The organism is Novosphingobium sp. (genome assembly GCF_037133355.1).
Taxonomy (GTDB): Bacteria; Pseudomonadota; Alphaproteobacteria; order Sphingomonadales; family Sphingomonadaceae; genus Novosphingobium.
This window is the reverse complement of the sequence record NZ_JBAXOI010000019.1, coordinates 87,893-101,734: the sequence shown is the minus strand read 5'-3', so window position 1 is coordinate 101,734 and position 13,842 is coordinate 87,893. Positions and strand designations below refer to the sequence as shown.

The 13,842-nt window shown below is 64.7% G+C and carries 14 protein-coding genes; 7 read left to right on the top strand and 7 right to left on the bottom strand.

Going from position 1 to position 13,842, the window contains the following annotated elements; all coding sequences use genetic code 11:
* Positions 1-1,360: calcium-binding protein (locus WCL10_RS17205; protein ID WP_336896873.1), on the top strand; the 1,360-nt coding region annotated here is incomplete at its 5' end.
* A gap of 27 nt (positions 1,361-1,387) precedes the next feature.
* Here WCL10_RS17205 and queA read toward each other — a convergent pair.
* The 5 genes from queA to WCL10_RS17180 all read right to left on the bottom strand — a co-directional run bounded on the left by queA (position 1,388) and on the right by WCL10_RS17180 (position 4,951).
* The gene (gene queA, locus WCL10_RS17200; protein ID WP_336896872.1) at positions 1,388-2,422 is read right to left on the bottom strand and encodes a tRNA preQ1(34) S-adenosylmethionine ribosyltransferase-isomerase QueA; all 1,035 of its coding nucleotides are present in this window, start codon (positions 2,420-2,422) and stop codon (positions 1,388-1,390) included.
* A 7-nt stretch (positions 2,423-2,429) separates the two neighbouring features.
* Entirely contained in the window at positions 2,430-3,149 is a 720-nt protein-coding gene (locus WCL10_RS17195; protein ID WP_336896871.1) for a peptidylprolyl isomerase, read from the bottom strand.
* A gap of 105 nt (positions 3,150-3,254) precedes the next feature.
* A complete protein-coding gene (gene coaD, locus WCL10_RS17190; RefSeq protein ID WP_336896870.1) occupies positions 3,255-3,779 on the bottom strand; it encodes a pantetheine-phosphate adenylyltransferase in 525 nt (174 codons plus the stop codon).
* Positions 3,780-4,688, bottom strand: a complete 909-nt coding sequence (locus tag WCL10_RS17185; protein ID WP_336896875.1) for a farnesyl diphosphate synthase — start codon at positions 4,686-4,688, stop codon at positions 3,780-3,782.
* A 5-nt stretch (positions 4,689-4,693) separates the two neighbouring features.
* Positions 4,694-4,951 carry an exodeoxyribonuclease VII small subunit gene (locus WCL10_RS17180; RefSeq protein WP_336896869.1) on the bottom strand — a complete coding sequence of 86 codons (258 nt, stop codon included), beginning with the start codon at positions 4,949-4,951 and terminating at the stop codon, positions 4,694-4,696.
* A gap of 60 nt (positions 4,952-5,011) precedes the next feature.
* Here WCL10_RS17180 and WCL10_RS17175 point away from each other — a divergent pair, with 60 nt between their 5' ends.
* From WCL10_RS17175 to purL, 3 genes are read left to right on the top strand one after another with little or no spacing between them, the layout of a single operon-like run.
* Entirely contained in the window at positions 5,012-5,410 is a 399-nt protein-coding gene (locus WCL10_RS17175) for a DUF2177 family protein (protein ID WP_336896868.1), read from the top strand.
* A 6-nt stretch (positions 5,411-5,416) separates the two neighbouring features.
* Complete coding sequence (locus WCL10_RS17170; RefSeq protein WP_336896867.1) at positions 5,417-6,064, top strand: hypothetical protein; 648 nt, start codon at positions 5,417-5,419, stop codon at positions 6,062-6,064.
* A 39-nt stretch (positions 6,065-6,103) separates the two neighbouring features.
* Positions 6,104-8,272: a phosphoribosylformylglycinamidine synthase subunit PurL gene (purL, locus tag WCL10_RS17165; RefSeq protein WP_336896866.1), complete on the top strand. Its 2,169-nt coding sequence runs from the start codon at positions 6,104-6,106 to the stop codon at positions 8,270-8,272.
* Between the two features lie 159 nt (positions 8,273-8,431).
* Here purL and WCL10_RS17160 read toward each other — a convergent pair whose 3' ends face one another.
* Complete coding sequence (locus tag WCL10_RS17160) at positions 8,432-9,271, bottom strand: Coq4 family protein (protein WP_336896865.1); 840 nt, start codon at positions 9,269-9,271, stop codon at positions 8,432-8,434.
* Between the two features lie 58 nt (positions 9,272-9,329).
* A complete protein-coding gene (serB, locus tag WCL10_RS17155) occupies positions 9,330-10,226 on the bottom strand; it encodes a phosphoserine phosphatase SerB (protein WP_336896864.1) in 897 nt (298 codons plus the stop codon).
* Between serB and miaA the strand changes: the two genes are divergently transcribed.
* The 3 genes from miaA (at position 10,219) to ilvN (ending at position 13,829) form a co-directional block, all read left to right on the top strand.
* Positions 10,219-11,178 (top strand): tRNA (adenosine(37)-N6)-dimethylallyltransferase MiaA, encoded by a 960-nt coding sequence (miaA, locus tag WCL10_RS17150; protein WP_336896863.1) that lies wholly within the window; start codon positions 10,219-10,221, stop codon positions 11,176-11,178. The genes serB and miaA overlap by 8 nt on opposite strands.
* 239 nt (positions 11,179-11,417) lie before the next feature.
* Positions 11,418-13,166 (top strand): biosynthetic-type acetolactate synthase large subunit, encoded by a 1,749-nt coding sequence (gene ilvB / locus WCL10_RS17145; RefSeq protein WP_336896862.1) that lies wholly within the window; start codon positions 11,418-11,420, stop codon positions 13,164-13,166.
* A 141-nt stretch (positions 13,167-13,307) separates the two neighbouring features.
* Entirely contained in the window at positions 13,308-13,829 is a 522-nt protein-coding gene (gene ilvN / locus WCL10_RS17140) for an acetolactate synthase small subunit (protein ID WP_336896861.1), read from the top strand.
* Positions 13,830-13,842: the final 13 nt, after the last annotated feature.

Sequence of the window (13,842 nt, the reverse complement as noted above, 5' to 3'; positions counted from 1 at the left end):
ATTTAACCGCTGGACTCTCGTTATGACTGAGGGACTGCCGGGGGGCAGGTCACCCTCCGTACCGGCTACCGGTTCGGACTTTGTCAGGGGCCACACGCTCTACGCCGATGGAAGCAAGATATTTGATCTCGACGGCGTCGGCACGTTTGCTTGGCAATGGCAGAGGTCAAGCGACAATGGCGCGACGTGGTCCGCTGTCAACGGTGCCACAACGAGCGACTACACACTAACCCAAGCCGATGTGGGCAAACTGGTGCGCAGCGCAGCAACCTACGTCGATGGCGCCGGCACGCAGGAAACCGTGTTCAGCTTTGCTTTTGTGTCAGGATCAGTGGCGGAATCCGGCGCAACTTTGGTAGGCACGTTTCAGAGTGACACCTTGACGGGCAGCGCGGGTAACGACGTGCTCGTCGGCGGTGGGGGCCCTGATAGCATGGACGGCAAAGACGGCTCGGACATCTACCTCTTCACGGGCAATTATTTTCATAAGCTCGCTGAAATGCACGATACTGGCACGTCTGGCATCGACGAGGTTCGCTTCAACGCCGGAAAAGCTTCAACACTCAAGATCTTTGCTGGAGATACAGGCATTGAGAAAGTGGTCGTAGGCACAGGCACTGGTACCAACGCCGACAGCTCAGGAACGCTTGCTCTCAACATCGACGCTTCCAGAGCCGTGAACGGCGTCACCCTGATCGGCAATGCTGGTGCAAACAAACTGTTCGGCACGGCATTTGACGATACCATCGACGGCGGTGCCGGGGCTGACAAAATGGCTGGCGGAGAGGGCAACGACACTTACATCGTTGACAACACACTGGATGCAATCGTCGAAAAAACAGGCGCGGACACGGTGATGGCATCGGTCAGCTACACATTGGCCGGAACTGTCGAGAACCTAACGCTGACAGGGACGGACAACATTGACGGCATGGGCAACAAGCTCGCCAACATCATCGCGGGAAATGCCGGTAGCAACACGCTGCTCGGTGGGGAAGGCAACGACACGATCACTGGCGGTGCTGGTGCCGATACATTCGTGTTCAATACAAGGACCAGTGCCACAAAAAATGTCGATACCATCAGCGACTTCTCGAGCAGCGATGGTGATCAGCTTCAGTTCAGCAGCGTCAAGTGGTTCAAGGGCTTGGGCGCAGCGGGGGATTTGACGTCGGATCAATTCTGGTCTGGCGCGGATGTGACCAGCGCACATGACGCCTCCGATCGCCTGATCTACAACACCAGCACTGGCGATCTATATTACGACGCCGATGGAACAGGCGCTAAAGCCGCCATTCTCGTGGCGCACCTGACGGGCAATCCGGCCCTGACCTTTGGGGATATCCAGATCATCGCCTGAGGCTGCTCGGGGGAGCGGGCGTGCGGCTCAGTCCCCCGGTAGCAGCAGGCTCGAATCGCCATAGCTGTAGAAGCGGTAGTCCTGCGCGATCGCATAGGCATAGGCCGCCTGCATCCGCTCCAGCCCCATCAGCGCCGAGACCAGCATCATGAGTGTCGACTTGGGCAAGTGGAAGTTGGTCATCAGCCCGTCGATCGCGCGGAAGCGGTAGCCCGGCGTGATGAAGATGCTGGTATCGCCCGCGAAGGGTTGGATCACGCGGTTCTCGTCCGCCGCGCTTTCGAGGAGGCGCAGGCTGGTGGTGCCAACCGCAATGATCCGACCTCCGCCAGCGCGCACCGCGTTGAGCCGCGCCGCCGTTTCCGGCTCGATCCGGCCCCATTCGGCGTGCATCGCGTGGTCCACGGTATCCTCGGCCTTGACGGGAAGGAACGTGCCTGCGCCCACATGCAGCGTCAGCGTCTCGTGCCCGATCCCAGCTTCGGCCAGCGCGGCCATCAATTCGGGCGTGAAGTGCAATGCGGCCGTCGGCGCCGCCACCGCGCCGTCTTGCGCCGCGAACATGGTCTGGTAATCCGCGCGGTCACGTTCATCGACCGCGCGCTTGCCGGCGATATAGGGCGGCAACGGCATGGTGCCAGCGCGCTCGAGCAGCACTTCGACCGGCTCTTCCCCGCCGAAGGCGAGCGTCCAGCTGCCGTCGGCGTGGCGCTCCTCGGCCGTGGCCGTCACGCCGGCGCCGAAGGTGATCGCACTGCCGGGCTTCAGCCGCCGCCCGTTGCGGACGAAGGCCTGCCAGCAGCGCAAGTCCATGCGCTTGTGCAAGGTCACGCCGATCCGCGCATTGCCGACCTCGCCTTCCAGCTGCGCCGGGATCACCCGCGTATCGTTGAACACCAGCACGTCGCCCGCGCGCAGCAGCTGCGGCAGGTCGCGCACCACGAGGTCGAGGAACGGGCCATCGCTTCCTACCCCAAGCAGCCTCGCGGAATCGCGCGGGGAAGCCGGACGCAGCGCGATGCGCTCGGGCGGCAGCTCGAAATCGAACAGGTCTACGCGCACGGCAAGCTCAGTTGGACTGCGAGTTGCTCAGCATATCGGCGGTGAACGACGCAGGTGCGGCGGGCGCGGGCGGCGGCGGGGCCTTGCCTTCCGAAGCCAGGCTCGCCTGCACGACCTTGGTCGGGTTCTTCGGCGGCTCGCCGCGCGTGATCGCATCGACAATGTCCATGCCCGCAATCACCCGGCCAAAGTTGGTATACTTGTGGTCGAGCGCAAAGCGCGGATAGAACACGATAAAGAACTGGCTGTTGGCGGTATTGGGCTCATCCGTACGCGCCATCGAAACCGTGCCGCGAAGGTGCGGGATATCGTTGAACTCGGCCGTGAGGTCCGGCAGCTTGGAGCCGCCCTGCCCGGTGCCGGTGGGATCGCCGGTCTGCGCCATGAAGCCGTCGATCACGCGGTGGAAAATCACTCCGTTGTAGAACCCCTCGCGCGTCAGCGTCTTTATCCGCTCGACATGGTGGGGGGCCCATTCGGGCATCAGGCGGATCGCCACGCGGCCACCGTTCGAAAGATCGAGCAACAGCACATTGTCGGGATCGTGGCTCTGGTCCGTATCGACGGCGTAGGTGGTCGACTGGGCGTGCTGGACGGGATCGACCTTGATCGGCTTCACCGCCTCCTTTTCCGGCGGACGCTGCGCCAGCGCGGGCGACATGGGGGCGATCAGCGCCGCGCCGAGCGCGAGCCCGAACGTCACTTTCCTGAACATACGCGAAGCCATCAAACCACTATCCCAATCCATCGAGCCCAATCCGCGGCGGATAGGCCCACGACGATGACGCCGCAATGAACAAATGCGCGCAGGAAGGGTCCGGTCCCGCCCCGCTCAGTAATCGCCGAGCTGACCCTGGCGCTGGACCCGCTCCACCACTTCTTCCTTCACTGCCGGGGTGACGAAGTTGGCAATATCCCCGCCGAACAGCGCGATTTCCTTGACGAGCTTGGAAGCGATCGGCTGAAGGCTGACGTCGGCCATGAGGAACACCGTCTCGATGCCGTCGTTAAGCTGCTGGTTCATGCCCGCCATCTGGTACTCGTACTCGAAGTCGGCCACGGCGCGCAGGCCCCGCACGATGACATTCGCGCCCTGCTTCTCGGCAAACTTCATCAGAAGCGCATTGAAACCCATGACCGAGACGTTCTCGATCCCCTGCGCCGCCACTTCGCGCGAGACCATGGCCATGCGCTCCTCAGGCGTGAACATCGGATTCTTCGAGGGATTGGTCGTCACCCCGATGATCAGCTTGTCGACCAGTTTGGCCCCGCGCCGAATGATATCAAGATGCCCGAGTGTGATCGGGTCGAACGTGCCGGGATAGACCCCGATCCTTTGCGGCGAGTTCTCTCCCATTCACCGATCCCTTTCGACAATGAACCAAGCCAGCGCGCGCAGCAGGTCCGCTTCCTCACCATAAGGCGCGAGAAACTGCACCGCCTGATCGACCAGCATCTGCGCCTGTTCGCGCGCACGCGCGGGCCCCAGCAGCGAGAGGAAGGTCTCCTTGCCCGCCTTCTCGTCCTTGCGCAGCGCCTTACCTGCGGCTTCCTCGTCGCCTTCGGCATCGAGGAGGTCGTCGGCGATCTGGAAGGCAAGGCCGATGTCGCGCGCATAACCGCGCAAGTGGCTGCGGCCCTCTGCCGGAATGCGCCCGATGATCGCGCCCATTTCCACTGCAGCGCTCAGCAGAGCGCCTGTTTTCAGCTGCTGAAGGCGGGTGACGGTCGGGAGATCGAACGACGCGGTCTCGGCGGCGATATCCATCATCTGCCCGCCGGCCATGCCATTCATCCCGCTGGCGAGCGCAAGCGTTCGCACCAGTTCGATCCGCACGAACGGATCGCCCGAAAGGTTGGGATCGGACAGCACCTCGAACGCGAAATCATGCAGCGCATCGCCCGCCAGTACCGCTGTCGCCTCGTCGAAAGCGATATGGAGCGTCGGCTTGCCGTGGCGCAGCGCATCGTCGTCCATGCAGGGAAGGTCGTCGTGGATCAGTGAATAGACGTGGATCGCCTCGATCGCCGTCCCCACCCGGATCGCCATCGCGCGGTCCGCGCCGAACAGGCTGGCGGTCGCCGACACAAGCAGCGGCCGCAGCCGCTTGCCGCCGCCGATCGCGGCATAGCGCATCGCCTCGATCAGCCGGTCGCGCGGGTCGTTTGCCAGCGGCAGCAAGGCATCGAAGCTGCTGTCGATATCCTCGGCAATGCGCTTCAGCGCGGGGCGCAGCAGTTCCTGCCACGGATCGGTTCGTTGCATCGCGTTCACGCCCCACCTGCCGCATCGTCAAAGGGCTTGGTGCCAATGGCGCGTCCCTGCCCGTCGGTCACAATCGCCTCGATCCGCGCCTGCGCCGCGTCGAGCCGCTTCTGGCAATGCGCGCGCAGCGCATCGCCCCGAGCATAGAGATCGATCGATTCGTCGAGCGGCGCCTCGCCGCTTTCAAGCCGGCGGACGATCTCTTCCAGCGCTTTCAGCGCTTCCTCGAAGCTCAGTGACGCGATGTCAGACGTGTTTCCCATCGGCGCCAGCATTGACGGGCGAGCCGCAGCCGGTCAAGCTTCGAGGCAGGGAGAGCGTGGATGCAACTGGTAATCGCCTATGTCGTGGCCGCTGTCGTGTTCGGAGCGCTCGACGCATTGTGGCTCGGCTGGGCCGGGCCAAACCTCTATCGCCCCGCATTGGGAGACCTCCTCGCCCCCACCTTCCGCCTTGCGCCGGCCGGGATATTCTACCTTGCCTATCTCGCCGGCATGGTCTGGTTCGCGATCCGGCCCGGAATCGCAGGCGGCCTCGGCGCCGCCGCGCTCAACGGCGCACTGCTTGGTGCGCTGTGCTATGCGACTTACGATTTCACCAACCAGGCCACGCTCGCACGCTGGCCCAGCTACGTGACCGCGATCGACGTGTGTTGGGGCGCCTTTGCCACGATGACCGCCGCAGTCACCGCCACCTGGGCCGCCCGCGCCTACGCCGGATAACACGCGATGTTCATCGGTCACTACGCGCCCGCCTTCATCGCTGCCACGCACCGCAAGGCGCCGCCGCTGGCCGTTCTGATGGTTGGCACGCAGCTGATCGACTTCGGCTTTTTCTCCTTCGCGCTGATGGGTATCGAGCATTTCCGCATGGTGCCGGGAATCACCGCGAGCAACTGGCTCGATCTCTACGATATGCCCTATACCCACAGCCTCCTTGGCACTTGTGTCTGGGCGGCCGGGTTTGCCGCGCTGGTCTGGCTGTTCACCCGCCGTCCGGTCGCAGCGCTGCTGGCCGCGACCGCGGTGGTCTCGCACTGGCTGATCGATCTTCTCGTCCACCGCCCCGATCTCACTCTTGCGGGCTCTCCGCCCATGCTAGGCCTCGGCCTGTGGAACCTGCCGCTGATCGAAAAGCCGCTGGAACTCGCCATGGCCTTCGGCGCGCTCGCTTTCTACGCCGCGCGCACCCGCCCCAAGGCCCTGCCCCTCGCCATCCTCGCCGGGGTCCTTGCGCTGTGTCAGGCGATCGACTGGTTCGGCCCCCGCACCACAGTGGTCGATGTCGGCCAGCCGATCACCGCGCTTGCGGCCTACAGCGTTCTCGCCGCACTGGCGGTCTGGGTCCAATCAACCCGGGCAAAGCGGGCCTCTTGAGACTCGCCTTGCCCGCGCCGCATCGCTAAGGGCGCATCCATGGCCGAAATTACCGCAGAGACCGTCGCCGCCCACGGGCTGTCCGAGGAAGAATACGCCCGCGTGCTCCACGCGCTGGGGCGCGAGCCGAACCTCGTCGAACTCGGCATCTTCTCGGTCATGTGGTCGGAGCACTGCTCCTACAAGTCGAGCCGGATCCACCTCAAGAAACTGCCAACCGAGGCCCCATGGGTGATTTGCGGGCCCGGCGAGAACGCGGGCGTGATCGATATCGGCGACGGGCCTGACGGCACCAAGCTCGCCGCGATCTTCAAGATGGAGAGCCACAACCACCCGTCGTACATCGAGCCCTATCAGGGCGCGGCAACGGGCGTTGGCGGCATCCTGCGCGACGTCTTCACCATGGGCGCGCGCCCCGTCGCCAACATGAACGCACTGCGTTTCGGGCGGCCCGATCACCCCAAGATGAAGCACCTCGTGCAGGGCGTCGTTGCGGGCATCGGCGGCTATGGCAACTGCGTCGGCGTGCCGACCGTTGGTGGCGAGACCAATTTCCACAAGGCTTATGACGGCAATATCCTCGTCAACGCGATGACCGTGGGCGTCGCCGATCAGGACAAGATCTTCTATTCCGCCGCCACGGGCATCGGCAATCCGATCGTCTACGTCGGCTCCAAGACCGGGCGCGACGGCATCCACGGCGCCACGATGGCGAGCGCGGACTTCGACGAGAAGAGCGAGGAAAAGCGCCCCACCGTGCAGGTCGGCGATCCGTTCACCGAAAAGCTGCTGATCGAGGCCTGCCTCGAACTCATGGCGACCGACGCCATCGTCGCCATTCAAGACATGGGCGCGGCGGGCCTCACTTCCTCGTCGGTCGAAATGGCGACGAACGGCAAGGCCGGCATCATTCTCGACATGGACAAGGTGCCCTGCCGCGAGGAGGGCATGACGCCTTACGAAATGATGCTCTCGGAAAGCCAGGAGCGCATGCTCATGGTGCTCAAGCCCGGCAAGGAAGCCATGGCCGAGGCGATCTTCCGCAAGTGGGAACTCGATTTCGCGGTGATCGGCGAAGTGACCGACACCGGCCACATGGTCCTCACCTTCCAGGGCGAGACGGTGTGCAACATCCCGCTCGGCCCGCTCGCCGAAGACGCGCCGCTCTATGACCGCCCGGCGATGAGCCTTGCCGAGTATAAGGCATGGGCCGGCGTGAAACCGCTCGGCGATGTGCCGGAAAGCACCGACATCGGCGCGGACCTGCTGAAGCTGATGGCCTGCCCCGATCTCGCCAGCCGCCGCTGGATCTACGAGCAATACGATTCGCAAGTCGGCGCGGACACGCTGCAGAAGTCGGGCGGAGACGCGGCCGTCGTGCGCCTCCACGGCACGCAGAAGGCGCTCGCAATGAGCACCGACTGCACCCCGCGCTATTGCTACGCCGACCCTTACGAAGGCGGCAAGCAGGCGGTGGCGGAGACGTACCGCAATATTTCCGCTGTCGGTGCGACCCCGCTCGCGATCACCAACTGCCTCAACTTCGCCAACCCGCAGCGCCCCGAAATCATGGCGCAGATCGTCGAAGCCTTGCGCGGCATGGGCGACGCCTGCCGCGCGCTGGACTATCCGATCGTGAGCGGCAACGTCTCGCTCTACAACGAGAGCAAGGCGACGGGCGGCGGCTCGGCCATCCTGCCAACTCCCGCGATTGGCGGCGTCGGGCTGATGGAAGACCATGCCAAGATGGCCCGCATCGACACGCTGGAAGACGGCGACACGATCTGGCTTATCGGCGGCCATGGCACCCACCTGGGCCAGACGCTTTGGCTGCGCGAGGTGCTCGGCGAGGAAGCCGGCGATCCACCGCCAGTCGATCTCGCCAAGGAACGCGCCAACGGTGAGCAGGTCCGCCAGTTGATCGCCGAGGGCAAAGCCAGCGCGGTCCACGATATCTCGGACGGCGGCCTTGCGGTTGCGCTTGCAGAAATGGCGCTGGCGGCAGGCAAGGGCATCGCCGCGCTGGCGAGCTGGTCCACGGCCGAAGCCTTCGGCGAAGACCAGAGCCGCTATCTTGTGGCGAGCGAGGGGCCTGTCGAAGGTGCCGTGGCCGTCGCCACAGTTGGCGGTGATGCCGTTCTTGGCATCCATCTCACCGCGCTGCGGGAGGCCAACGAGGCATTCTTCCGGGATTGGATGGAAGGGTAAGAACCCCTCCGACCTGCCTTCGGCAGGCCACCTCCCCGTTTGTGCTTCGCAAAAACAGGGAGGACCAAACAGGAACGGTACGAATTTGACGAGGTCCTCCCCATTTTCCCGAAGGGCAAATGGGGAGGTGGCAGCCCGAAGGGCTGACGGAGGGGTCTCTTACGCCGCCTTCTTCCCCAGCAGATCGTAAGGATCGACCCCCATCGAAGCCCACACCGCATGCGCGGCACGGTAGTGCATCGTCGGCGTGATGTTCAACTTGCGGCGCACGTCCTCGACCTGCATCGGCAGCAGTTCGGTGATCGAAAGCTCGGCAATGCGCGGGCAGGCCTTGCCCAGCCCTTGCGCCTCACGGATCGCGCGCAGCACCGGAGCGCTGCTCTTGACCTGCTTGCCGATGTTGAGCCCGGCCATGTAGCCGATAAACAAGTGCGCCAGCGCGGGCTGCTGGCTGTAGGTGAAGGCGAGCACGCAGGCCTCGCCCAGCGCATCGCGGCCATAGCCGGTCAGAACATGAAGCATATCATGCACATCGCGCATGCGGTTCATGTACCACTGGAACTGGTCGTTGTACTTCGGCTTGTCCTTGGCGAAGCGCTCGAATTCCTCGACGAGGCCCTGTGCCGTCAGCCCCTCGCGCTCCATGAAATCGCAATAGGCATGCGCCAGCGAGCCTTCCGGCATGCGGCGCAGCGCGGCGTGATCGTCGAGGATCGTCGGCAGATTGGGCTCGCGCACGCGCAAATCCATGCCGCGCTCCGATGTCAGGAACTTCTCGCCCGACTTCCTGAGATCACGCCAGGGCAGCGCCTCGAAGATGTAGAACACCTCCTCGGTGTTTTCCTTGTCCTTCAGGAGCTCGCGGAAATGGTGCAGCGCCTTGGCCGGGCGCAGCTTGAGCACCGGACGACGCTCGTCGAACAGCGGCAGCGAAAGGAAGTCGCGCCCACCAGCAACCTGGGACTCATCGGCTTCGAACTTGGCAGTCAGAGCGTTCACACGGCATCTCCGCAGAATCAGGTGATGCCGATCTACTAACACCAGTGTTAATATCGCGTCAAGCGGCCAACCAGTCCTCACGCGCAATGCCATAAAGCGAGAGGATCGCGGTCAGATCGCCGCGTTCGATCCACCCGTCCGCTGCCGCGCGCGCCTTGGGTTTGGCGCGATAGGCAATGCCATGGGTCGCGGCTTCCAGCATCGGAATGTCGTTCGCCCCGTCGCCGGTCGCGAGGGAGCCGGCCCCCTCACCCAGCCGCGCCGCCTCGTCCAGCAGGACCTGCCGCTTCACCGCGCTGTCGACAATGCCGCCGACGACCTCGCCCGTCAGCACGCCGCCGTGGACTCCCAAGCGGTTCGCGACAACATGCTCGAAGCCCAGCAATTCGGCCACCGGATCGGCAAAGGCATGGAAGCCCCCCGTCACCAGCACCGTGCGGCAGCCTTGCGCTTTCAGCGTCGCAACCAGCGTGCGCGCGCCGTCCATCGGGTGGATGCGCTCCTCGAGGCACTGCGCGATCGCCGCCTCGGGCAAGTCCTTCAGCAGCCCCACCCGCTCGGCCAGCGCCGCGGCAAAATCGAGCTCGCCGCGCATGGCCCGTTCGGTGATCGCGGCGATGCGCTCCTTGAGGCCTGCAAAGTCGGCCAGTTCGTCGATGCATTCCTGCCCGATCATGGTCGAATCCATATCGGAGACGAACAGGCGGGGCACTTCGATGGGTTGCGCGGAAAGCAACAGGTCACAGCTTGGGAAGCACTGGTCCAGAATGCGCCGCACTGCAGCCACGTCAGGCGCTGCAGCCTCCTCGATCAATTCCATCTCGAGCACGTCGTCAGCCTCGGACAGCATCCCCGCGCCGGCCACTTCCCAGCCCGCGTCCTCGATCTGCTCCATGGCGAGCGCAAGATTGTCACCAAGCGTCTCGGGCTCTGCTATCAGCCTTGCGATGAGCACCGATCTTTCCCCCAGCTGCGCGGCCAGTCTGCCGCCGCTCGCGCTCATTGCAGGGCCGACGGCGAGCGGCAAGAGCGATCTCGCCGTGCGCACCGCGCTGGCCCACATGGCCAAGGGCGGCAAGGCCGTGGTGATCAATGCCGACAGCGCGCAAGTCTACGCCGATCTCGCCGTGCTCAGCGCGCGGCCCACGGATGCGGAAATGCAAGGCGTGCCCCACCGCCTGTTCGGCGCTTGGGACGGCGCCGATCCCTGCTCCGCTGCCGACTGGGCCGCCGCCGCGCGTGCCGAAATCGCCGCCGCGCATGCTGAGGGCGCGCTCCCCATCCTCGTCGGCGGTACCGGCCTTTATATCCGCACGCTACTCGATGGCATTGCCCCGGTGCCGCCGATCGAGGCGGACGTGCGCGCCGAAGTGCGCGCCATGACGGTAGAAGCAGCCTATGCCGCGCTGACCGCCGAGGACCCCGCCCGCGCCGCCGCGCTCGCCCCTGCCGACGCTGCCCGCATTGCCCGCGCGCTTGAAGTCGTGCGCTCCACCGGTCGTCCGCTGGCGGAATGGCAAGCCCAAACGGCAGGAGGCATCGGCGCGGCCGTCACCTTGCGCCCCCTCATCCTCATGCCCGAACGCGCATGGCTATACGAACGCTGTGACCGGCGCTTTGCCATGATGTGGGCCAATGGCGCGGTGGCCGAAGTCGAGGCCCTGCTCGCCCGCAAGCTCGATCCCGCGCTCCCCGTCATGCGCGCAATCGGCGTGCCCGAAGTGACTGCCTTCCTTGCCGGAAACGCCACCGAAGCCGAAGCAGTCGCCGCAGGCAGCCAGGCCACGCGCCGCTACGCAAAGCGCCAATACACCTGGCTGAGGCACCAGCCGCCCGCCGCCTGGCACCGGGTCACGTTGGATAATTCCCCACCAGACAGCCTCGTTGAAGCATTATTACGCGCTTAGCGGTTGACACGGCATTTTATGTCGCCTACCGCACGCCTACCCCAAGGTTGGCTCCAGTCCCGCCTTGCGGCGTGTCAGGCCCGGCGCAGCATGCCCCTGCTCCGGGCCGCATTTTTTGCGGGTTTTCTTTCGGCCAAGGCCGGAAAATCGGCAGAATTTGGTTTGCCCGGCGGGGGCGGCGCGGCTAACGCGCCGCGCATCGCTTCGGGCAGCAGCCGGGGCCGGGAAGGAATTGCAGCGTGAAGAACGAGCGCAGCGGCGCGGATATTCTGGTCGAAAGTCTGGTTGCCCAAGGAGTCGAATGCGTGTTCGGCTACCCCGGCGGCGCAGTGCTCCCGATTTATGATGCCCTGTTCGGTGACGAGCGGATCCGCCACATTCTCGTGCGCCACGAAGCCGGCGCGGCCCATGCGGCCGAAGGCTATGCCCGCGCCACCGGCAAGCCCGGCGTCGTGCTCGTCACCTCGGGCCCGGGTGCGACCAATGCCGTCACCGGCATTGCCGATGCCTTCATGGATTCGATCCCGCTCGTCGTGATCACCGGGCAGGTGCCCACCGGCCTCATCGGCTCGGACGCGTTCCAGGAATGCGACACTGTCGGCATCACGCGCCACTGCACCAAGCACAACTATCTGGTGAAGGACCCGGCCGAACTGGGCGAAGTCGTCACCGAGGCCTTCCGCATCGCCACACAGGGCCGCCCCGGCCCGGTCGTGATCGATATCCCCAAGGACGTGCAGATCGCCATGGCCCCGTGGACCGGCAAGCCATCGCGTGAGCGCACGCGCTACACCCCGCAGGTCGAGGGCTCGCGTGAGGATATTGCGCTTGCCGTGCAGATGATCGCCGCCGCGCAGGCGCCGATTTTCTATACCGGTGGCGGCGTGATCAATTCCGGGCCCGAAGCGGCCGCCCTGCTGCGCGAGTTGCAGGCGCGCACCGGCGCGCCAGTCACCTCCACGCTCATGGGCCTCGGTGCTTTCCCGGCGGATCATCCGGCCTGGCTCGGCATGCTCGGCATGCACGGCACATATGAAGCCAACATGGCGATGAACCGCGCCGATCTCATCGTCGCCATCGGCGCCCGCTTCGACGACCGCGTGACGGGGCGCCTCGATGCCTTCTCGCCGCATTCCAAGCGCATCCACATCGATATCGACCGCGCCTCGATCAACAAGACGGTGCGCGCCGATCTCCCCATCGTCGGCGATTGCGCGCAGGTCCTGAAGCAGATCATCGCGGGCTGGAAGCACACGAAATGCGAGGCCGGTGATCTCACCGAATGGTTCGCCCGCATTGATGGCTGGCGCGCGCGCAAGTCCCTCGCCTACCCGCACCGCAGCGAGGCGATCATGCCGCAATACGCGGTCGAGCGGCTCTATGCCCTGACGCGGGGGCACGATCCGATCATCACCACCGAAGTCGGCCAGCACCAGATGTGGGCGGCGCAGTACTTCCACTTCTCCGGCCCCAACAAGTGGCTCACCTCGGGCGGGCTTGGCACGATGGGCTATGGCCTCCCCGCCGCGATCGGCGCGCAGGTCGGCTTCCCCGATGCGCTGGTTATCGACATCGCGGGCGACGCCTCGATCCAGATGAACATCCAGGAGCTCGGCACCGCCACGCAGTACCGCCTGCCGGTCAAGGTCTTCGTGCTCAACAACGAATGGATGGGCATGGTCCGCCAGTGGCAGGAACTGACCTACGAGAGCCGCTATTCGAACTCCTATTCGGACAGCCTGCCCGATTTCGTGAAGCTCGCCGAAGCCTATGGCTGGAAGGGCATACGCATAGAGAACGAAAGCGAGCTTGATGCCGGCATCCAGGCGATGATCGAACATCCGGGTCCGGTCTTCGTCGATTGCCTCGTCGCCAAGGAAGCCAACTGCTACCCAATGATCCCCTCGGGCGCGGCGCACACCGACATGATCCTCTACGGCGACAGCGTCTCCGGCACGATGGACGACGCCGCCAAGGCGCTGGTGTGATGGCAAACGCGGCGCTTCGCATAAATAGGGACAGTCCCCATTTGTTTTTCGGCGGTATATCCGCCCAAAGCCAATGTCTTGAAGGAAATAAATGGGGACTGTCCCTATTTATGCCCGACGCTGGCCCAGGAATGATGAGCCATGAACGCTGAAACAACGATTGCGGCCGCTGAGCGCCACGTCCTCACCATCACCGTCGACAACGAAGCGGGCATTCTCGCCAAGATCGCGGGCCTGTTCACCGCGCGCGGCTACAACATCGACAGCCTGACGGTGGCCGATATCACCGATGGCCACGACGTCAGCCGCATCACCATCGTGACGCACGGTCCGCCCGCGATCATCGACCAGATCCGCGCCCAGCTCGAACGGCTGGTGCCGGTGCACAAGGTCGTCGATCTCACCGAAGTCGGCCCCTATGTCGAGCGCGAGCTCGCCCTCATCAAGGTCGCCGGCAAGGGCGAGAACCGCGTCGAGGCCCTGCGGCTTGCCGACGTGTTCCGCGCCAAGGTCGTCGATACCACCACTGGCAGCTTCGTCTTCGAACTGACCGGCGCGCCCGAGAAGATCGACAGCTTCGTCAGCCTGATGAAGGAGCTCGGCCTTGTCGAAGTCGGCCGCACCGGCATCGTCGGCATGATCCGCGGCGCAGAGGCCGCCTGAATTTCCATAACCT

Excerpts from the sequence above, each read along its gene's own strand:
- miaA (WP_336896863.1), top strand. The coding sequence starts at position 10,219 with ATGAGCACCGATCTTTCCCCCAGCTGCGCGGCCAGTCTGCCGCCGCTC.
- WCL10_RS17195 (WP_336896871.1), bottom strand. The coding sequence starts at position 3,149 with ATGGCTTCGCGTATGTTCAGGAAAGTGACGTTCGGGCTCGCGCTCGGC.
- WCL10_RS17170 (WP_336896867.1), top strand. The coding sequence starts at position 5,417 with ATGTTCATCGGTCACTACGCGCCCGCCTTCATCGCTGCCACGCACCGC.
- ilvN (WP_336896861.1), top strand. The coding sequence starts at position 13,308 with ATGAACGCTGAAACAACGATTGCGGCCGCTGAGCGCCACGTCCTCACC.
- coaD (WP_336896870.1), bottom strand. The coding sequence starts at position 3,779 with ATGGGAGAGAACTCGCCGCAAAGGATCGGGGTCTATCCCGGCACGTTC.
- purL (WP_336896866.1), top strand. The coding sequence starts at position 6,104 with ATGGCCGAAATTACCGCAGAGACCGTCGCCGCCCACGGGCTGTCCGAG.
- WCL10_RS17180 (WP_336896869.1), bottom strand. The coding sequence starts at position 4,951 with ATGGGAAACACGTCTGACATCGCGTCACTGAGCTTCGAGGAAGCGCTG.
- WCL10_RS17175 (WP_336896868.1), top strand. The coding sequence starts at position 5,012 with ATGCAACTGGTAATCGCCTATGTCGTGGCCGCTGTCGTGTTCGGAGCG.
- WCL10_RS17185 (WP_336896875.1), bottom strand. The coding sequence starts at position 4,688 with ATGCAACGAACCGATCCGTGGCAGGAACTGCTGCGCCCCGCGCTGAAG.